This window comes from Chamaesiphon sp. (assembly GCF_041737865.1).
Lineage (GTDB): Bacteria > Cyanobacteriota > Cyanobacteriia > Cyanobacteriales > Chamaesiphonaceae > Chamaesiphon.
In genome coordinates, this window is sequence record NZ_JBGSQZ010000002.1 from 1 (window position 1) to 20,872 (window position 20,872).

Below are 20,872 nucleotides of genomic sequence, written 5' to 3' on the forward strand. Positions count from 1 at the left end.
AAACAAGTACGAGTACGGGACTGGCAAAATTTGCAAAACCCCGTTTCAGAAGAGTTATCTTCAACGATCCACATTGACGATTTTGTCAGTATTGAAATAATTAATTTGCCAGAAGACCAACGTGGATCGCCAGAATTTAGCTTGGAAAATCTCCGCTCTGTAGCACAAACGCTCTTGCACATCGGTCAGATGGATCTGCCGGAGTTAGAAATTTGTTTGAATGAGTATTTGACAGTGACTAATCCTGAAGTCGCTCGAATTGCGATGAGTATGGTTGAGAGTAAGTATCCACAGGTATTCGATCGATTAAACCGATCGAGGTAAATTTTTTCCAACTAGCACCAAAAAACCCGCCGCATGTCGATGGGTGTCTTTTTTGCGGTCAAAAATCGATCTAAGATGGAATTGTGTTGGGTTGTGGATGTAAGCATGGCGGAAAAATTAAAAGTAATCAAAGTTGAAACCACGCTCCGGTTTGAGGGATTGCCCTCAGCTAGAGAAATCCCAAACAAAAAGGTTAAAGTGCAGTTACCTCAAGCAGGTGGCACGATTTTCACTGTGATTATGAGTACGAGAAGCTGGCGCAGAGCTAAAGCTAGTGCGGCAGAATTTGTAAACTGGTCTGGAATCATCACGTCTGAAGATCTCAGCAAAAATGAGCATGGTTGGAGACTCTCAGAAGCGGGTGTCAAGATTTTGGAGACGGAAGTTAAACAGTCAAAGGAAGAGATCGAGCCAGTTGAGTTACCAAATCCGAATGCGATCGAACCAAAAGTATTAAAAGTCGATACCAAGATTAGATTTGCGGGACTGCCTAAAGCCAAACCAATGCCGGATAAAAAAGTTAAGGTTCAATTAACCCGCGAAGAAGATGGGATAGTCTTCTCAGCTTTTCTGAATACGAAAACTTGGCGTAAAGCTGAAGCTGATGCCAAAGAATTTAAACACTGGGTAGGTGTAATCTAGGCTGTTGACTTTGTTGGTTTTTGGGCGATTTTCCCAAAAATTATTGGTGCGGTTTTTTATGGTTGGAAAACGGCTGTTTCAGCCGTTTTCCAACCAAAGCGACCAACACATTTTCTGCATGAACTCTGACGGGCTAAAGGGTACAGAGTCAACAGCCTAGGTGTAATCTCTGGGAGATTTGGGACAAATGAGCAAGAAGCGGAATTGATGGAGGCAGGTGTCAAGATTTATGAAATGGAATCCTTACCACCGAAGAAAGAAGAAGAGGAATTAGTAATCGAGAGCTAGGAATCTACTGTTTCACTTCTAGCTTTTTCAGCTCGCCAATACCATCCGATCTTCAGGGTCGGCTCGGGCGTATTCTCCCTCACCCGACCGCAGAGGGTCGTGCAGGATATCAAAGGCATCAGAGATGTATTTGAGGAATTGAGGAAAATCACCCCCAAGACGATGTGCTTGTAATCAGCCGCATCGATATTCTTGCGGAGCTTATCGGCGGTCTTCCATAGTTTCCGATCGAACGAGTCCTAATTATTCTGCTTTGCTGCTACTGCCATCTGGGATTAGTCGATCGATACGCCCAGAGTTTAATATCGCACAGATCCGATCGTTCGGTTGATTTTCTACATTCGATCGGTTCTCGATCGCCAAGATACAGACAAGTATCATCTTCAAACTAGCAGTTATACTAAAACATTTTAAAATTTGACAGATTTAAAAATTACTTAATCGTTAGCGAATTTTTCTATTTTCTTCAGTATTCAAGAACGAACAATGTATAGTAAGTTACCAGTACATATTTATACTTTGATATAATAAAAGAGTAGCAACTAAGTTAGTTACTACCCAAATCTAAAATATTTCACTGACTATTGTAGATGAAGCTGCGAACAAATCATACCCCTGGGTGTAGCGGTACCCTCTGCCAGCGCACCAAGAAAAAGAAATTGAAAAATGGCAAGATTCAAGAATATCCAATAGTTATAGGAGAGCGCGATCGAAACAATATTTTTCATTGGTTTTGGCATCTGAGTTTCAAGCTCAAACAAACAGATGGCAGTTTTAAATCTTCTACCGTTTCCGTCAGAGCGGAACAAGTAGAAGCGATTCAAAATTTCATTACAAATAATATTCAGTTAGAGACAATTTTGAGCTATTTACAAAGTTCCAAGTAATTACTTGGAACTAACTAGACTTTAACAATCGCCCACATATTCTCTGCTTAATTGAAAAACAAGCTTGATGATATCTATAGTTTTTTAGCATCAACTCCATAAGATTTAAGAACGTTATTTTAGTTCCAAGTAATTACTTGGAACTAGAGAAAGTCGATAAATAACTACGTCATTTGGCGTAATTATTTATTTTATTATGTGTGCCGGAGCGAATAGTTTTCATTATACATGGGACAAATTTTAAGCAGCTTCTTAAAGCTTCGATTTCTTAGATCTGCTTTTCCGTGACTTTAGCTCGCTTGCAGCTCTGCACATCGTAGGGATACTTACTTCCAGCCCAGTTTTTTCTTTTAAAATCTCACAGTATCGTGCCAGAGTTTCGTTTGGCTGTTCCTGAAACATTTTTCGCAGCAGTACTGTATGAGATTTTAAGATGCTCCTGCTTGGCTGCCTTGGCTCTGTTGCGTTCGTCAAGCCTTCCCGCTCTCTCGTGACATACTTTTGCACGATATTTTTAGATACCCCAATTCTTTTAGCCACAGAGCGAATCGTGCTCCCAGGCTCGTGATAGGCACTAACAATTTTTGATACTAAGTCTGGAGAAAAAGATCGCATATTCTTGTCCCTCGTCAATTGAAAATTTAAGTTGTGTAACGCGCTCGGTAACAATTGACTTCACCATTTTTTAAAGGTAAAGTACGATTCATCAAACAATAAATGTCTATCAACTATTACCTACGTTAAACAGTTAGCGATTACCTGTCAACTCAAAATCAAGCTGACATAAGTTTAAAAAAGAATTAGTGCTTAGATATTTTGTAAATCTAAGCTATTCGATTGTTTAGATCGGTATTGACTTGAATCGTTCGAGAGACAGTTTATATTCTTAAAATCGAAGCGTGCCATTATGAACTACATCAATTCACTCAATAAATCTCGAAACAAGACTTCTTGGAAACAAATTCGCTACGTCTTAATTTCATTTTTCACTTCGATCGCTTGGGGATGGAACTTAGCCCTTAAAGCTGATGCCGCCCCAATCTACGATGCTTTTGTATCCTATTCCACTACTAAAATTACAGCAATCATGGCTGGATTTCCAGTAGGAGGGCCGCTATTTACGACTCTGTTTACTGCAATTGTCAATTTAATCCCTTGGGCTGTACTGATGATGGTCGGCGGTATTGTCATCTGGCAAGCTTATTTGGGATATCAGGAATACGATCGAGAAAACTTTTCTGGAATAGTTAAGCCCTTATTAAATATTATCGTGCTCGTAATTCTTGTCATTGCGACTGACAGAATTGTCACTTTTATGTTTCTTGGTACTTAATTCAATTAAATATCTAATAGCTGTAACGATTTTTGTCAAATCATATGGAAAGGAAAACGCGAATCGAAGTCAATCGAGCGTTAAGACGCAGAGCGAAGATGATGGGCATCCCTCGCGATGTCGCGATCGTTTTAGCTTTAATCGTGACTTTCTGTCTATTTTTAGGATATTTAAAGGTTCCTGGCAATATCGTTATAGCTATTTTTGTTACTTTATTTTTCACAGCTATACTTTCCCTAAAAGACGGAATGGCAGACGTATTAGCTAGAAACAGAGATCCGAAAAATTATACCAGAGGGTGTTTAGACTATCGATCCCCACTGCTTGGTGAAACGCACGCCGAGGAAACCGTCTATCGACACGTCTCGCTTCGCTTGCCTACGGCGCGATTTCATCCGCTTCCAGATTCAACTCCTCAGTTCAGAACCCGTCGCATTAAAAAAGACTAGCAGACATATTGTTTACAGCAGCCTCAGTAGATTAGTTACTTAGTTTAAATCTTTTAATTTATGGATCGTTTATGAAAAATAAGGAAAGCAACAAATCCCCAAAATCAAAGCGAGAACTCAGAAAGATAAAGCACAAAGGTTTAGACAAAAAGAAGAAGCTGCTTTACCTCCTGGAAACCTCTACACATTTGCAAAGTATCATCAACTATACTCTGCCAAATGGGACTCAAGTTGGTGCTCTATTGATGAACGTCAGCGATAAAGTAGACTATCCAGAATATAAATTGAGATTTATTTGGGAATGCCCAGGCATTCACGACGACTTTGGCGAAGTAGCAGCTACGTCTATCCTTAACTCAATTTCATCTTTAGGGCATGAATTACCGATCGGCGAGAAGTTGCGCGTTGAATTTCAATCATTCTGCGATCGTCGCGATCGGCTCAACGAATTAATCGCTCAATTTGAAACTGCCTCGCCCCAATCTCAGCAGTTAATCGCTGAGGAAATGGTAATTTTGCAAAATCTCGACACTAGCGGTCAACGTCGCCCTCACAGAGTATTCTTGATGGGCACTTTTACCCCTAATTTGGGAGCGCGAGAGCAAAAACTCATCGAGAAAGTTATCAAATTCGGCAGCCTTTGGTATTACAGGTTATCAGGGGCAATTGTAGAAGTTCGCCAACAGGCAATCGATGTGATTCTCCTAAATGCCTATGAGCAGGGCTTTTTTGAGTGGTCTAATTTATTTAGAGATAAACTTCAGCTCAAAGCCACTCCTTTATCTGGTGAAGAAGTCTGGCAGCATTGCTGGAAGGAACTAAATCGGTTTAACGATCGGGCAGAAGGACTCGAACCGGAGCCAGCACCACAACTAATCGAATTCAATTTGCAAAAAAAAAAGGGACAGTCGGCGAAAACGTGCGGACGCGACTGCATCCAACTACTGTAATGATGCGCTATCCTTCTGCCGTTCCCTCTTCTAACCGCGACCATGTAAAAGTCGATCGACGGCATGTCGGCAGTCTGTTATTAAAACTTCAACCTAAAGTCTTTGAAGAAGCAGGTAATGAGTCGTATCAAGAAGTTCAACTACGTTATTTATCGAATTTGATGGCAATCGGCTCGGCTTCCGATTATCGAATCGTGCTAGAGCTATCGCGTCCCGAAGAGTTCGGCGTTCGCTACAATAACCAGCAACTCATCCGCCAGAATCATTACCGCAAGAAAGACATAGAGGAAAAAGGCAAAGTTGTTGACGTTTTGGCAGACGAGGAAATGAAAGAAGCCCTCGAAACAGAGAGGATGCTAATTAGTGGCGATACGAGTGTTGAATTTTCGCTCTGTATGTTTGTTTATAGAGAAACTTTAGAGCAAATGCACTTTGCCGCTCGTGACTTTAGCTCGCATTTTCGATCGCCAGCAATCCTCTTACTGGAAGTCGATACTTCTGATTCCCTATGGGTTTCATCCTTACCATTTTATGCCAAGTCGATGTTAGTGGATGTCCGCGACAGACGCGATCGCGAACGCCCTGAAATCGTGGCGGCTTACTTTCCGTTGGTAACGACAGTTAACGCTCACAAATCTGGCATCGAATTTATTGCCAACAAGGGGGGTTCGCCCGTCTATTTCGATCCCTTCAAGCACATGGGACACACCGCCATTTGGGGTAAAACTCGAACTGGTAAAACCCTATTTGCAGCATTTAACATTCACAAATCACTGAGTCAAGAAATTCCAGTAACGATTCTAGATCAGCCGCCAACAAAAGAAGCGAGTTCGTTTGAAGCCTTTACCAAACACATGGACGGGGCTTATGTCGATGTTTTCAACGATTCCCTTAACTTCTTTGAAACTCCTCTCTTAGCAGAAGATATCGATCCCGATAGTCGTCAGGATATGAAAAGGCAGAACGAAGATTTTATCCTCCAAATTCTGACTTCAATGGTGTTGGGCTGGAAGGGCGAACTTCCAGGAGTGAGCAGCACTAAAGTAATTTCGATGCTGACAACCGCGCTCAAAAACTTCTTCAAAGACGAGCGGATTTTGATTCGTTACGAACGCGCCATTAATGGGGGCATTGGCTCTAGAGCTTGGCAAGATTATCCGGTGCTGTCTGACTTTAAGAAGTTTTGCACGATCGAACGAATCGATCTCAAAGATGCAACTCCTGGCGATCTCGATACTCTAAGCACGATCCAGCAGCAGATCCAACGGTGGATCGACGGCTCCTACGGTAAGACTATTAATTCTCCCAGTACCGTAAAACTCGACAGTCCCCTGATGACGATCGCGATGCGTGGGGTCAGCAATAATGACGACGCGGCGGTATTCGGCACCATCATGTACGCAGCGGCAATGCGGCGAGCCATCGGTTCGGCGAAAAAGAAGGGTTCTCTACTATTTATCGACGAAGCTTCGATTACCTTCGATTTAGCTCCGCTCTCACTCTGCGTCGGTCGGATCGCAGCCAACGGACTCAAAGCGGGAATGCGCCTGATGATTGCCGCACAAGAGCCGAGCAGCGTGTTTAACAGTGCGGGTGGCAAGAAAATTAAGGACGCACTTTCATACCACCTCATCGGCAGAATTGGTGACAGTCTGTCCGAGTATTGCGATCCCGAATTGCTAGGAGTCCCCGAAGCATTGGCATTAAATAATGCCAGAAAAGATTTTGAGCCAGACAAAGCCACTTGCTCTAGCCAGTGGTTGCTCAAAATAGACGATCGGTTTACTCCCGCGCGAGTATACCTCCCGCCCTCGTTGGTGGCTCTGACAGCCAATAATATCGACGAGCAGCAAGAGCGTAAAGCGCGTATGGCAGAGCAAAACGGTCGGCTCGAACAACTAACCCTTACCCATTAAGAGGAAGATTTTGAAGAAACATTCATTATTACTAACGATCGCAGGGAATATCATCTTGCTTGGTACCGCGATTTCTGGAGCCAGTGCTGCACAGTTACAGCCACAAATGACGCTTCCAGATTCAATCGCTCCTGGCAACATTACTGTAGATCCTGCCAGTCTACCGCCAACATTCAACCCCCAAGGCATTCAGTCGATCTTATCCAATCCTGGCAATCTTTCCAATGTCTTTGGCGGCATTATCGCTGCATTCCCAGGGCTAGATCCGAATATTGCTTCAGCTCTAACAACTGCATCGCAATATGCACCGATCGCTCAAAGCGTCCTAGCGGGACAGGCACCTACCTTAGCACAAATCGGACAAGTTGCAGGGGGGATGAATGGTGGTACTGGAATTGGGATTAACTTTGGTGCTTGGAGACTGGATTCAGGAGGTCAAATCCAAGCATTGAATCCAGATGGCAGTGTCAAAACCGACGACCCGACAGGCAAAATGATTGCTTATCAGGCTTCTAACATGCTTAACGGCAAAGGTTTCGACACCAAAGCTGTCATCGCTCAATTGGATTTAGCTAAAGCTAAGTCCGGATCTAGTGTTGCCGAAGCCAATCGCCAAAGCACCAACAAAGCAGTTTCCTCCATTATGAGTGCGACTGGCAATGCTAGTAATTCCGCATTGGCGACTGGTGCCGCCCAAGCCAACATCAGTGCTACGGCAGGAAGCAGTTTTAACCGCATGGGCGCGATGAATAATATGCTCTCCCAAAATCTGATCGTGGGTACCAATGCAAATACTATCGGTCTTGGTCTTTTATCTCAAGGAGAAAACCAAGCCAAGCAAAACGCTCTGGTACAACAGCGAAGTATCGCCGAGGACGAGCAAAAACGAGTGGAGGCAGATTTCGACGATCTCCAGACTAAATATCTAGAAGCTAGCAAGTTAAAAGCTCGCGCGGCTTGGTGTCACAGAAGTAATACTTGCTGGTTATAATCGGTAGTATTTAATTAGATCGAAATCTATTTAAGATGTTTTCTCTATGTAAATATCTTAAATAGATAAATAAGCTTTGATTATAGAGCCTACATTTATTATGCTTACCGATTTTTATCACATTACATTTTTAGCAGCAACCGATCCTGCCGTAATTGCCGATCAGTATCAAGCAGCTTTGAATAAAATCATCGCAATGTTCATCACTGGAGATGCTGCATCGATGACCGATACTTTTTGGGAGGCAATCGTAGATCCTTGTAAATTTATTGCTGGAATTGGTGTATTATTTTGGCTGATACCGATCCTGCCAGATTTATCTTTAGATAACATCAAAAACCATCTGCTTAGGATTTTTATGTTGCTGTTTATATCATTTATATTCGCCAATCATGCTTACGGAGCGCGCGTTTTTGCTATCGGTAATTATGCGATGATTAAAGGGATAGATAGTACGATAGCATCGAACCTAAAACTGCTTGGAGATGTCAATGCCGATCTTGCAAATCTTAAAATTGACAATAAAAAGATTAAGGACATCAGTAATCAAATCCAAACTTGTATCAAAATACCGAAGACAATCGCCGATCCCGACCCCGCTAAACCAGGAAATGTAATTCCAAATCCAGTATACGTCCAGTGTGGTAAAGATGTGAAGAGGATGGTTGTAGAGGCTAAACTATCGATAAATAACCCAGAAATTGTCGCAGAATTAGCTAATACCGAAGCTAAACTAAATGCGCTCGTTGATTCCTATGATTACAATAGTGCCTGGAATCAGTTTGTTACTTTTGTAAACGATTCCGAAAAATGGATACGCAATAATCTTTTCGGGTCTATTCTAGATGCTTGGTCTTATGTCATCAATCAATCAGTCGATGAAAGTTTTATTTTATCCATTCTTGCTTTACCGATTTCACTTGCATTCTCATTTATAAATACCAAGCCATTTGAGATTTGGTTTGCTTCATTATGGGGATTGGGCATATTCAAGTTTTCATTAACGATTCTAAGTGGTTGCGTTGCATTTATTAACGCAAACTTAGTTGGTAGCATACCAGTCTTTGGCTTGGAGTTAAGTTATGCCATCGGCGCACCAATAATTGCTGGAATAATTGCCAAAGGTGGCGGAGATGGTCTTTTAGCACTAATGGCTCAGGTGTCAACTGAGTTAACCGGACTGATGAAACCTGCAACTAATAAGTAACTCATAAAAAATCATAGCATCTGCCATTAGACTGTCACTTTACTGTTAAACATGATGAAAGTCAGACAAATTTCAAATTTTATTCCTCCTAGCGATGAGCCGTCGTCAGCAATAGTTCTTGACAAGAAAATTGCCGATGGACAGGAAGAATATCTTGTAGATAGTTCGGCAACAATTAGCTCTAAAAATATTATTACTGGCTGGAAGATTGCCACCTTCGGGCTGCTCGTTTTCAATGCTCTTTTTGGAATAGCGATTATCGGCATTTTATTTGCCGCTATCTCGCGATCGATGCCGACATTCATTACTCGTGGTAATGGTGAAACAGAAACACTCGAATTTTTTACGGGAAACGATCGCTCGCCAACTTTAATAAAATTCTTCGCTCAAAAAACCATGAGCGGTATTTATACGTGGCGAAATACCTTACCGTAACAAGGCAATATTCCCGATCCTGGTATTGCTGTTGAGGGCGGCAGAAAAATTCCGACTACTGCATATCGCTACACTCTTGCCTTAGAGCCAGAATTTGCGAACAGTTATCGCAAAGAATTAAGCGAACTGCAATCGATCGTGCAAGGAAATGGCAATAGTGGGGTGCAGACGGCATACATCGTCGAGCAAATTGGCGAGCCAGAATCTTTAGGCTCTGGTAAATGGAAGATTAAAGTTGCTGGTACTCAATTAATTGTCAACAACAACAATGAGCAACCCAGAAAACTAAATATTAACGTCGAGATGATCGTCAGAGCCGTGGTACCACCACTTTTATCAGAGGTTACTAGCAAATATAAAGATATCGGCATTGCCAAAGCCGCTCAACTAGCTCGCGCCGAAGGCTTAGAAGTTATTTCGATTACAAACATCAAGTAAGTTATTTACCCTACAACATCAAAGAATAGTTATATGTCACAGCAAAAGTTAACCCTCGAAGAAGTGTATAAAAATATGGGAATACAATTGCCAAAACCTGGCGATCTATCACCAGAATCGCAAACTAAACCTGCTAGTGCAGCAGATCTACAACAAGACTCGCAGCCGCCAGAAAAAAATCCAAAGCTTCAGATCCTATTAATTGGATTGGCACTGTTTAGTACTCTAGGCATTGGAACTATGCTCTTATTGTGGGGTTTAGGCAGCGCGACAAATCCGCAAGTTGCCAAAAAACCGGATTCTCTATCGAGCGAACAAGCTGTTAAATCGACTCCCGAACAGCAAAAAGAAGTTGCGGACTTAAAAACTAGGCTGGTGATGGAGCAGCAAAAATCAGAAGCAGCAAGACTCACCGCAGAGCAAGCCAAGGCTTCATCGCCAAGTCCAACCCCCAGCTCTCCGGCATCGACAACTCCTCCAGTTGCTACTGCTACGGCAACCAAGTCGATCGAGAAAATGCAGCCTTCAGACAGCGACAAGGCAATGCTGGCATCTTTACAACAGCAAAAACAACAGGAAACAGCTCAGTTAGCATCTTTGCAACAGCAAAGACAACAGGAAGCAGCTCAGTTAGCATCACTGCGCCAATCTCGCCAACGAGAGGCATCACAGCCCATCGCAGCTCGCCCTCAGCCAGCTAACGAACAAAAAAGTCAAGCTTCATCACTCCGAAGCCAGCGAAATGGAAATATAGCAAGGGCTTTTACGCCACAACCAGCAAGAGTCTTTCAAAGAAACCAGATCGCCGCCACAGCTCAAACACCCAAAATTATCCAACCTACAGTTGCTCCACAACCCAGACTCGACTGGGAGCAAGCATCAAGCCTAGCTAATTATGGCGGTACTCCCATTGCTGAGTCCACCACTAAGCCCACAGATCGCTCGTTCGCACTTACTGGAGGCAGTGCCATGTCGCCCATTCTCCGCTTACCCGTCGGTCAAGTAGTCTCTGGAAAGCTGATCACACCTTTTTACACGTTGATTTCTGATGGGGGAGGGATGTCTCAAAACGCAAAAGCTTCTGCAAAAGTGACGATTGACAAAGCGATCGAGGTCGGCTCTGGCTGGCATCTACCCGTTGGCACCGCGATCGAATTCGAGTTACAAATTGCTGACAACGGCATGATTCAAGCAGTATCGAAAAAAGTTACCTACGGCAATACTGAAATTGCCATCCCGCCAGGAGCTTTTGCCATTACTGGTAACGACAATCAGCCTCTATTCGCTCAAATCAGAGAAGCTAACGGTTCGCAGCTTGCCGCAGCCGATACCCGTGCTGCAATCTTCGGTGGCGCGGCTGAAGTCGGTAACGTTTTAATTAACAGCGGCAATAGCAGTTCTGTTAGCGTAGGACTTGGCACGACGATCGCGACGCAAAATAATGGCACCCCTAACATTCTAGGTGCTTTATTTAAGGGAGCCTTCAGTCCGCAAGCTCAATCTGAACTCAACCGCGCTAACAGTCTGGCTAACAAATTACAGAAAATGAGCAAAGTCGGATACTTACTGCCTGGTACGCTCATGCGCGTATACGTCGCCCAGGCTGCAACATTCCAAATCCCCACCGACAACAGCAATACTCCTCAAACGCTAAGTTTGACCCAAAATTACCAACCCACTTTAGAGCCAAAGGTCGCTCGATTAGATAAATCAGCTACTTCATTAATTGTAGAAACACCAATAGATCCAGGGGTGATTCAATCGGTCACTAATTCTGGTGGATCGAATGTTGTTGCACCCAATCCTTTCTACGTTTCTCCATTCCAAAAACCGACCGCATCGCCTCAGTATATAGGAACTCCAACCCAGCCGTCGATCCAGCCTCCAGCGATCGATTCTAACTACACGACTGCCCCTACTCAACCTCCAGCGATCGATCCCAACTATACAAACGTTCCCACTCAGCCCCAAGCAACTCCAACTCAGTCATCTATCCAGCCTCAAGCTGCGAATCCTGATTATACAACCGTTCCTACTCAGCCACCAGGAACCCCAGATCGGTCATTTACCCCTCAGCCGCCTACTATCAATCCTAATTATCCGTCTGCTCCAACTCAACCGATAACAGTACAGACTTCCCAAGGCAATTATGTTATTAAGTAAAATGCCAGTTTTGGTATTAGTTTCACTTTTATTTTCTACCGCTATTGCTAGAGGAGGTACGGTGTCATTACAAAGAGATCTAGTAATTGCAAATGTATCCGAGAATACAGGACAATTACTCGATTGGTCGGCAACCGATCGTCGGATCGAGAGGATATTTTTTGACAATCCCGAACGCTTCCGCGATTCATTTGTAATTACAACCGATGGTTGCACTAATAATAAATGTGTCAATGCCTCACTTTTAAATATTAGTGCCCGTCCTGGCGGTCGTTACCCTAATGGTTCGCTCAAAGTGATCCTCAACGATCGTGCGGGTAGAAAGCGCGTTTTGAAAGTGAATGTAGTTAAGGTCAAACAGGTTGACGATAGCGTGATGACATTTTCACCCGTTGCGATTCTCAGTCAACCTAATTATCGACCGCCGCAATTTTACAATGATCGGCCTGCTTATCCGACTTCCAATCGAAAAGAGGCAACCACTTCAAATTCATTTTATACAAACAATTCAACAACTCGCCGCTAATTAGGTAAAGATCGTCCTTTGACGCGATCGAGCATTGGCACTGGACACGGGTTTCCCTGAGATTTTATTAGATGAATCAGCACATTTTACAGCAGATAGATTTTTATATTCAGAGAGTAATTATCTTCTTGATTACTCTAGGAATATTTTTTGAAATTACATCAAATTAGACGATCTGAGGCGCGGCTCCATCTCAAAAAACGATGAAAAATTAACTAAATATGAATCAGCGAAATTCTCAACTGTTTCAACTTTACGCTCTCAGAGCGATTGTAATTTTAGTATTTACAGGTGCTTTAATTAGTGCTGTCTCTGGAATGTATGGTATGACACGTTACTTTGCTCCCAATAATCAACAAACAACTAAATAAATGAGAAGTCACACTTTTAGATACTACAGGTCGGAATCTATCGGGCAATGGCTTTACAAAAATCGGCTCACGATTTTCAAGGTTGCGATGAGAGTAGCGATCTACTCAATGACTTTGATGGCTTTTTACAACATTTTCACAGGTGGCTTGAGTATTTACATATTTTTAAAAGCGTCTGTATTTCCTATTTTTCAGGAGGTAATGTAGTATGAATTTACGCAATCTTTTTCTGGCTATTCTAGTTGCAAGCGGTTTCTCACTTCCCGTTCGCGCCCAGACAACAGACACTCAATTGAGTAGCGAACAACTAGCTACGGTCAAAAAAGCACTATCTCAGGCGACATTTGCCAATAGTCCGCCGACGACTACAGCCGCGACTTATGTTGCCGATCCTCGCGTACCACAAATCCCTAGCTTTTCATACACTGTGGGTACGCCGTTGCCTAAAGCGATTCCAGGGGCAATGGTATCGATGATGGGGGCGAGTAAGTACTCGCCCCAGTCGGCAATTACAGATTCGGGGGAAGATCCCAATGCTTTTGCCAACACTAAACTAACCGCCCTACCTTTCCTTGGCAAGTTGCCCTTTGCTTCTGTCATTGTGGCAAATCCTCAGCTTGCAAACTTAAAAGTAGGAGACGTTTTTCCGAGCTGGGGCGCAGCCGATCCATCTAAATCGGTCGCCGATATTGCCAATAGCCCACTGGGGAAAATCCCTCTTCCTGCTGAAGTTCTATCCAATACCCTAACATCAAACCTTCCTGGCATTACCACCACCCTGTACGGCGATTATCCTGGTATCGGCAAACCACCGCTAGATCTCAACAATTTAAGTGAGACGGTTTATGTTGCGGATCTGCCTGGTGTTTCTAAATTATCCTGGGACAATTTTATAAAAATCGATGCCATCCCGCCAGGATTGACGCTGCTGAAATTCGATCTGCTCCACTCAGGACAGAGAGAATTGAGCGTTGCTAATGGCGATAAAGTTGCCGCAGGAAGTAATAAAGAGCCGAATGCCCCCTGTAAAAACTGCGATGCAGTCGAACTGCTCAGTGCCGTAGCCTCCAATAGCGATTTAAATCCTTACAATGGGACGATTTCGCCGATTGGATTAAAACTCAAAGGTGGTTATGGATTGCTTGGAGATTGGTTTACTGCTGCTGGGGTTCGGGAGGATTCAGGGTTTGAAGTGCCATACATCGGTTTTGACGGCTGCGGCTCGAAATGGTCTGCTAGATCTCCAAATGTCCCAGGTGGGACGATCCAACAAACACTCAATTTCCGCTATTGTTTCACTCTGCCAATTCTTGGATTCCAAGCTACTCCCTATTTTCTCCCGCTGCCGTTGCCGCTGCCAGCTAACGAGCAGCAAGCAAACTTGTTATTGCCAATGAGAGTTAAGCCCGTTGCCAATAAATTATTACCATTGCCAACGATGCCAACGCCTCCATCAATCCCTTCGACTCCTTCAATAGCTTCAGTTTCACCATCATCAGGTACTTCACCTACTCCCACCATTCCATCCTCTGTTGGAATTGACAAAGTAGCATTATTTGGGAGTGCCACTAAGAACTCATATAGCCCGACTTTAAATATTTATTCCGACGGGGGATCGTCAGCTAAATTACCTGTAGGCACAATACCAATTGCATTCGATCGTCAGCATATCTCCCAAACTCGATCGTTATAAATAGAGCGAAATACTCTGTATCCCCACTTATCCGATGAAAAGTTTAAAAAGATTGACACCAACATTTGCATTGGCAGCTTTACTGGCAATAAGTGGGGTTTCCATAGCAATTCCAGTAGGAAATTGGATTGGAAGTAGAATTAATACTCCCACTAAATATTCGAGCGCTACAGATATTTCTTCAACTCAAGAAGTAGAACGAATAGTCGAGCGCAGCGTTTACACTTCTAAAGATTTTGCTGCCGCGCAAGTCGCCAAGAAGATTCTGGCAGCGCAGATTAAAAGTGGCGGCACCACGTTTACGATTTATCGGTTTAATTTTCCGCAGACTTGTGGTAAAGCGGGTTGTTTGCACGTAGTTGTGGACGAGCGCGATAAATATGCCAATTCTTTGCAGTTAATCGATTTACCCGATAAATCATTCCCTTTTGCAGCTATCAAAAAAAATGGTTGCTTCAACGTCCGACAACTAGTAGATAGCGCGATCGATAATTATGAAATATGCAAGCGAAGTTAGCCAGATTCCCATTCAATTTCCAAAGGTAGCGAAGTTCGATCCTTCCCTGATGAGTATTCTGGGGCTAGGGGTTCTTTTTATCATTCTCAGCATAATTCAGAGCAGACAAAAGAAACAAGGAAAAACGGCTACCGCAAGGTGGGCAACCCCAAGCGAGATTCAAAAGTGCCGCAAGCTGGCTAAAAGCGCAATCCGCAGGCGTAAATTCGATAATGCCGCCTACTATGTCACCGAACCAATCGGTGCGCCTGTAAGCCGCCCAGACAGAGTTTTGGGGCGAAAGTCTGGCGCGAGTATCATGTTTCCAGAAATCAATCGCGGGATATTGACTTGCGGTGCGACAGGTTGTGGCAAGACTGACAATATCATCAATCCTTGCCTACATTCGGCGATCGCTCAGGGAATGTCGATCGCTTTATTCGATGGCAAGGGTCGCGGCGGTCAAGCGGAGACGTTAATTCCGCTCGCTCTGAGGCATGGTTACGAAGTCAGGGTACTGGCTCCAGGCGACCTAATTTCCAACACCTTCAATACTTTTGATTCGATTAAAGACGAGCGAGATGTGGCTGGGGCGCGGGAGCGAGTAGCGGTTCTCATCGACAATACTAGCGAAAAGGATGCTAAAAAAGACTCATTCTTCGATCCTGCGGGATCGTCTGTGCTATCTGGTGCCTTCTTATTGGCTAAATGGGTCGCCAAAACCGAAGGAGATCTGCTGCTTGCGAATATCTTAATGGTGAACCAGATCCTCAAATTATCAAACCTATCCAAACGATTGATAGCTTGTCGCGACACCATCGATCCCTGGATCTACTCTGAATTTGGAATCCTTACTGCAACGAGCAAAAAAGCAAGCCAGAATAGTCCTGAAGGCAGTATTTTAGCTACTGCCATCAAAATGCTGGCTCCGCTGGTAATACCGAATTATCTCCAGACGTTTTGCGGTAAAACCACATTTCCAGGCTTCGACCCTCAAGATCCGCTCAAGGTCGATGGCAAGCAAATGGTCGTGTTCATGCTCGATCCCGACAATCTAGCTAGTACCGTGCCATTAATTGCGATGGCAATTCACCAAGTCGTTGCTTACAACCTCAGAGCTGGAAGGCAAGAACCAATGGTGGTCAGTCTCGACGAGTTTCATTTACTCAATTTACCCATCGTTCTAAAATGGTTGGCTGTCGATCGTTACAACGGATCTTCAATCATCATCGGTACGCAATATCTCAGTCAATTAGATGCCATCTATGGTAAAGATCGAGCTAAAGGCTTTCTAACTAACTGTAATACCAAAGCATGGTTTAACCCAGGCGATCCCGACACCGAACAAGCTCTCTCGAAAGCATTCGGAGAAGAAGAACTTCAATTAAAATCAAACTCTAAGTCTTATAACTTTGGTAAAAATAGTGGTAACAGCCGTTCTGAGAACGACCAGCTACACAAAAAGCCATTGATTGAAGCCCATATTATCGGTCAATTTCCTAAAGGTAAATGTATCATTCAGTCTCCAGGAACGGGAGATAAAGATAACGTTAGCATTCCGTTTATTCATCAGTTTACTTATAATCAAAAGCAAAGTAAAGCTTTCAAAGAACGGTCGATCGAGGATTACAATGCTGTTAGGGAAATTATTTGCGATCGCAACAACAATTCTCCACAGACTAATTTTAGTCAAGAGCTGCATCGTTACACAGAAATTTTAGAAAGACTATTGCCTTTAAGCCCCGAAGCTGAGACAGCAAGCAACCCAATAGTAATTCCCGATCCTTTGCACGTTGTTGGGGTCGATATTTTAAATCTATGTCAAGCTGCCGGATTCGACTTATCTAAGTACAAAATAGGATCTGAAGACAAATATTATGTTCCTGCCGATTTAAAAGTCAATGGCAATATTAGATCCCCGTTAACTTATCAAGTTTTACCAGAAACATATATCTCTATTCATTTAAACGATCGACTGATCTATTTTCACGATCTGGTTGCCAAACGGACTCTGGTAGAGTGTCCGTTCGGCATGGCTATTTACAATAGTCATATCGAACAAATTAAGAGGACGAATGAGGAGAATGAGTTTGACAAACGATGTCAGGTATTTGTTGCTTATTTATACGATCTTGCCGCAGAAATGGATATATATAACGGTCAATATGTAGATCAACCTTTATACATCAAGGGACAGCATATAGTCGATATTATTGAAAGAGCTGGATATCTTGATATTTATCTTTGCGCTTTGGAAGAAAATCTATATATGCCATTCGATCGCGAGAAGTTATATTTTATTCCATCACACTTTATTAAAGACGAAATACTCTATCTCTCACCGCTAGGGATAGATCGTATTGTTGAGTGGAATCATCCTGTGGATATTTGCAATGTATTCACCGAAAAAGATCGAATCTATGTAATTGGTAGTGACATAGATAAATCTTTTCAAGCAGCAGGTTACAGTATTGACTTTGGCATTGAGGACAATAAAAAGTACTACATACCCGTAGATTTAATAGTTAATGGACGAGCAAAATCATTTACAACTGATGATGTTAGTGAATTGATTACACATAACGAGTCAAGTCGGGAGAAAACTACCCGCTAACAAGCTGGTTTTAGCGAAGCGGTGACTGATTGAGGCGGACACCAGCAATTTCATTCGTAGCTAGAGCTTACATCCGCGTCAACAGTCAAAAACCAGCCGCCCCGCAGGGCAAGGGTATAGAGGAGGAAAAATAGATGCAGGAAATTCATAACCAATCTGAAAAATTATCTCAGCAGCTTAATCAGGCTGGAGCGTCAGCATTAAAAAGTTTACTGCTAGCGGTAAATGAATTATCTAAGTTAAATCTTAGAAAATTAAGAAAATCGACTAAAGTATCTCGTACCAATTCACCCGAAATAGCTATGGATTTTGGATTTAAAATTACAAACAAAGATTCTCAAAATCCAGATATTAACCTCGAAGAACAAGCAAATAAATCAGTCGAACACTTAAATAGCTCGTTAGCAAATCAAAAAAAGTTTAATCGCGATTTAGAGGTCAACGGAACCAAATATACTGTTGATAAATATCCTGGTGGGGGATTGAATATTGAGTCTAAAGATGCTAAATTATTCGCCAAGCAGGGAAAGCTTAACTTTACTGGTGATGAAGAAAAGTTAATTAAAGACTTGCCGGATATTGTCGCTCGGATCGATCGAGAGTTGGACTTAGATTATCCCAAGCAAGTCAACAATCGCACCGAAGTTTTATACGGATACGATTCAAACAATAAGTTTATTGATGATAAATTATCTCAAAAAGATGCTCAAGCTGTCCTCGATTTGATGGATGCCAAAGAGGGTACAACCATTGCTGGAGGAGAAAATCTATTAATCGAGCATGATGGTAAAAAGCTGTTTGAGACTGATGCTCAAGGCGTAGTGACTTACAGTGCTTACGATCGCGACCCCGAACTACTCAATAGTATCAAACTCAAAGACGAAAAGGGACTCACAGAACTCAAAAATTATGCCAAGCGGATGGCTGCTACTCCCGACAATAATAAGGTTAAACTAACGAGAACTAATGAGGTAGTAATTCCAGATCCCCCTCAAGAAGTTCAAAAAGTAGAACCCCAATCACCAATCGGGAAAACCCTCGATCGCGCCAAACCAACCACAGAAGTAGATCTTCAACAGACAGCCAGTGTTACTTACGATCGAGTATTAAAGTCGGAGTTTGACAAAGGCAAACCTAGCAATCGTGCCCAACGAACGCTCGATGGCGTGAAATTTAGACTTAACCCTCGAAAAGATGGGACTAAATCGATTTCGGTTAAGCCAAGTAAAGATGCAGATTTTGTCAAAATTGGCGAAGTCAACAAAGACGGGAAATTTAAGCCCGAACCTAACCTTAGCGATCCAAAAGCCATCCAAGCAATGGAGCGAGTGCTAGTGGCGCGGGGAATCGACCCTCAACCAATCAAAGAACGCCAGCAACTCGAAGTAGCAGCTCAGTCGAAAGATCCCCAATACCTTGCACTCACTCAGGAGAACGCACCTAAACCTACACCTAACCTCAACAATAATTCCCCTCAAGTCGGACAAAGTTCGCCTAGAGTCAGTAGCAGCCCTGCTAACACTCAGACAGTTACCCTTCCGACTCAGGGCGGAAATGCACCTACCGCCATTTTCAATCAGAGCGATAATTCTCCACAAACCGAACAAAATTCACTTGAAGCAAATCCCGCACCCGATAATACCGAGGGAGTTCCCCTGCCAACCCAGGGAGAAAAAGGAACCGTAACATTGCCAACTAGCGGCGGCAATTCTGAAAGATATCGTCCAGAACCAGAAGTATCTCAAAGTTTATAATTTTAAATTATAAAATTACCTAAAAAAATGAATAATTTAGATAAAACTAATGCCGTAGATGTTGCTGATACCATCCAAGATTACGATTGCGAAAAAAGAAATTGGATTTCAACTTATGGCTCTGAATTACTTCAAGCCTCATTACTAGCTGGTTACACATCCGATTGTCGATATGTAGAAGAAAGGCTGAAGCTCGAACTCCCAGGATTTCTACTACCTACCGATATATCGATTAAAAAAACAGATAGCCCGCCAGCTTACTGTCTAAAAGCATGTATTGGAATAGTCGGTTCTTATTGTTCTGAGGATTGCTGGCGAGACAAAGAATACTACTTAACCATAGACAATTACTTAGGAAAACACAAGATCGTTAAGAAGATCGTGGCACCAATTAAAGTCATTGACTCTGAGCTTAGTTTGGCAGTTCGAGAAAGTAACGATGCCTGCGATGGCTACGAATCAGACAAAAGAGATTGGATATTTAATTTTGGTTCCGACTTGTTGCAATATTCAATCGTTAGTAATTATGAATCAGACATTAGATATGTCTTAGAGCGAGCTACAATCGAACACCCTGGCTTTTATTTGTCAGAATCGCAGCATCAAAGGACTGATAGTCCGCCAGAATATTGCTTGGAAGCATGTTTGCGCGAAGATTCAACGTCCTATGTTTCTCAAACAAAATATCATTCTGATAATTACTATATCACTATCGATAATTTCCTGGGCAAACATCAGATTGTAAAAAAATTGATGAGCTGGTAAAAACCACTGAAGTTAAATTACCCGATCGACGAGAAACGAAATCTCGATTATCAAGAATTCTTGCAATTGCCATAGTTGGCAGTCTTCTCGGCACTGTGTGTGGTATCCCGTTATTTTTCGCCTTAACCCAACACTCACCGTTTGAAAAACATCCCCAGAGCGTCAGGCGATATTAGATAAATTGTCTGCTTTGCTCTCTCAAATAATTCAATCTTCAATCGCTCCTTAGCCGATATCTGACAAGCTTTCATCTGTCGAACATCTTTCACAAGTCGAACGGTAACTAAAAATTTTACCTATTGCAAAGTGTCATATAGATCGCGAGATAGAAACCAATAAATTGTTGCTAAAAGATTTAAAATCACAACCTTAACCTAAAAGATGTCCCAGCCAGATTTCACCCAATTAATAACCCGACACCGGATTGTCCTGGTGCGCTGCAACCCACTCGATCGCGAGTGGATCGTCAATACCCATCTGAGAGATTGCCCTGATTGACGGACAAAAGTCCGTAAGAATTATCGTAAAAGCTGATGAGTAATGGGTTTGAGGAAAAAAGAGAGGAGAACTGTTAAACTGTTTTTATCCAAAAAACCAGTACAGCTCGAATGCTCGAAACCTCCTCTCGTC

19 protein-coding genes and 1 pseudogene are annotated in these 20,872 nt (G+C 42.8%); 19 read left to right on the forward strand and 1 reads right to left on the reverse strand.

The window, feature by feature from the left end; translation table 11 throughout:
• Both ACEW9J_RS00065 and ACEW9J_RS00070 read left to right on the forward strand, forming a co-directional pair.
• Positions 1-324 (forward strand): hypothetical protein (locus ACEW9J_RS00065; protein ID WP_373543118.1); only part of this gene is annotated, 324 nt, incomplete at its 5' end.
• 75 nt (positions 325-399) lie between these two features.
• The gene (locus ACEW9J_RS00070) at positions 400-966 is read left to right on the forward strand and encodes a hypothetical protein (protein WP_373543119.1); all 567 of its coding nucleotides are present in this window, start codon (positions 400-402) and stop codon (positions 964-966) included.
• 333 nt (positions 967-1,299) lie between these two features.
• On the opposite strand, the pseudogene ACEW9J_RS00075 reads toward ACEW9J_RS00070, so the two are convergent.
• Positions 1,300-1,442 (reverse strand): annotated as a pseudogene (locus tag ACEW9J_RS00075) (hypothetical protein); the annotation flags it as partial.
• 402 nt (positions 1,443-1,844) lie between these two features.
• Here ACEW9J_RS00075 and ACEW9J_RS00080 point away from each other — a divergent pair.
• From ACEW9J_RS00080 to ACEW9J_RS00160, 17 genes are all read left to right on the forward strand, one after another.
• Positions 1,845-2,141 (forward strand): hypothetical protein, encoded by a 297-nt coding sequence (locus ACEW9J_RS00080; RefSeq protein WP_373543120.1) that lies wholly within the window; start codon positions 1,845-1,847, stop codon positions 2,139-2,141.
• A gap of 907 nt (positions 2,142-3,048) precedes the next feature.
• Positions 3,049-3,474 (forward strand): hypothetical protein, encoded by a 426-nt coding sequence (locus ACEW9J_RS00085; RefSeq protein WP_373543121.1) that lies wholly within the window; start codon positions 3,049-3,051, stop codon positions 3,472-3,474.
• A 44-nt stretch (positions 3,475-3,518) separates the two neighbouring features.
• The gene (locus ACEW9J_RS00090; protein WP_373543122.1) at positions 3,519-3,923 is read left to right on the forward strand and encodes a type IV secretion system protein VirB3; all 405 of its coding nucleotides are present in this window, start codon (positions 3,519-3,521) and stop codon (positions 3,921-3,923) included.
• Positions 3,924-3,994: 71 nt separating this feature from the next.
• Complete coding sequence (locus ACEW9J_RS00095; protein ID WP_373543123.1) at positions 3,995-4,873, forward strand: hypothetical protein; 879 nt, start codon at positions 3,995-3,997, stop codon at positions 4,871-4,873.
• A complete protein-coding gene (locus ACEW9J_RS00100; protein ID WP_373543124.1) occupies positions 4,843-6,789 on the forward strand; it encodes a hypothetical protein in 1,947 nt (648 codons plus the stop codon). Before ACEW9J_RS00095 ends, ACEW9J_RS00100 begins: the two co-directional genes overlap by 31 nt.
• A gap of 10 nt (positions 6,790-6,799) precedes the next feature.
• On the forward strand, positions 6,800-7,780 hold the full coding sequence (locus ACEW9J_RS00105) for a hypothetical protein (protein WP_373543125.1): 981 nt from the start codon (positions 6,800-6,802) through the stop codon (positions 7,778-7,780).
• 100 nt (positions 7,781-7,880) lie between these two features.
• Positions 7,881-8,987 (forward strand): hypothetical protein, encoded by a 1,107-nt coding sequence (locus ACEW9J_RS00110; protein ID WP_373543126.1) that lies wholly within the window; start codon positions 7,881-7,883, stop codon positions 8,985-8,987.
• A gap of 51 nt (positions 8,988-9,038) precedes the next feature.
• The gene (locus tag ACEW9J_RS00115; RefSeq protein WP_373543127.1) at positions 9,039-9,422 is read left to right on the forward strand and encodes a hypothetical protein; all 384 of its coding nucleotides are present in this window, start codon (positions 9,039-9,041) and stop codon (positions 9,420-9,422) included.
• Positions 9,423-9,560: 138 nt separating this feature from the next.
• Positions 9,561-9,860, forward strand: a complete 300-nt coding sequence (locus ACEW9J_RS00120; protein WP_373543128.1) for a hypothetical protein — start codon at positions 9,561-9,563, stop codon at positions 9,858-9,860.
• 33 nt (positions 9,861-9,893) lie between these two features.
• The gene (locus ACEW9J_RS00125) at positions 9,894-12,023 is read left to right on the forward strand and encodes a hypothetical protein (protein WP_373543129.1); all 2,130 of its coding nucleotides are present in this window, start codon (positions 9,894-9,896) and stop codon (positions 12,021-12,023) included.
• Positions 12,010-12,549: a hypothetical protein gene (locus ACEW9J_RS00130; RefSeq protein ID WP_373543130.1), complete on the forward strand. Its 540-nt coding sequence runs from the start codon at positions 12,010-12,012 to the stop codon at positions 12,547-12,549. Before ACEW9J_RS00125 ends, ACEW9J_RS00130 begins: the two co-directional genes overlap by 14 nt.
• 221 nt (positions 12,550-12,770) lie before the next feature.
• Positions 12,771-12,920, forward strand: a complete 150-nt coding sequence (locus ACEW9J_RS00135) for a hypothetical protein (protein ID WP_373543131.1) — start codon at positions 12,771-12,773, stop codon at positions 12,918-12,920.
• A gap of 208 nt (positions 12,921-13,128) precedes the next feature.
• Positions 13,129-14,613 carry a hypothetical protein gene (locus ACEW9J_RS00140; RefSeq protein ID WP_373543132.1) on the forward strand — a complete coding sequence of 495 codons (1,485 nt, stop codon included), beginning with the start codon at positions 13,129-13,131 and terminating at the stop codon, positions 14,611-14,613.
• A gap of 34 nt (positions 14,614-14,647) precedes the next feature.
• Positions 14,648-15,130 carry a hypothetical protein gene (locus ACEW9J_RS00145; protein ID WP_373543133.1) on the forward strand — a complete coding sequence of 161 codons (483 nt, stop codon included), beginning with the start codon at positions 14,648-14,650 and terminating at the stop codon, positions 15,128-15,130.
• Complete coding sequence (locus ACEW9J_RS00150) at positions 15,108-17,723, forward strand: type IV secretory system conjugative DNA transfer family protein (RefSeq protein ID WP_373543134.1); 2,616 nt, start codon at positions 15,108-15,110, stop codon at positions 17,721-17,723. Before ACEW9J_RS00145 ends, ACEW9J_RS00150 begins: the two co-directional genes overlap by 23 nt.
• A gap of 134 nt (positions 17,724-17,857) precedes the next feature.
• Positions 17,858-19,477 carry a hypothetical protein gene (locus ACEW9J_RS00155; RefSeq protein ID WP_373543135.1) on the forward strand — a complete coding sequence of 540 codons (1,620 nt, stop codon included), beginning with the start codon at positions 17,858-17,860 and terminating at the stop codon, positions 19,475-19,477.
• 27 nt (positions 19,478-19,504) lie between these two features.
• The gene (locus ACEW9J_RS00160) at positions 19,505-20,242 is read left to right on the forward strand and encodes a hypothetical protein (RefSeq protein ID WP_373543136.1); all 738 of its coding nucleotides are present in this window, start codon (positions 19,505-19,507) and stop codon (positions 20,240-20,242) included.
• The last annotated feature ends 630 nt before the right edge of the window (positions 20,243-20,872 follow it).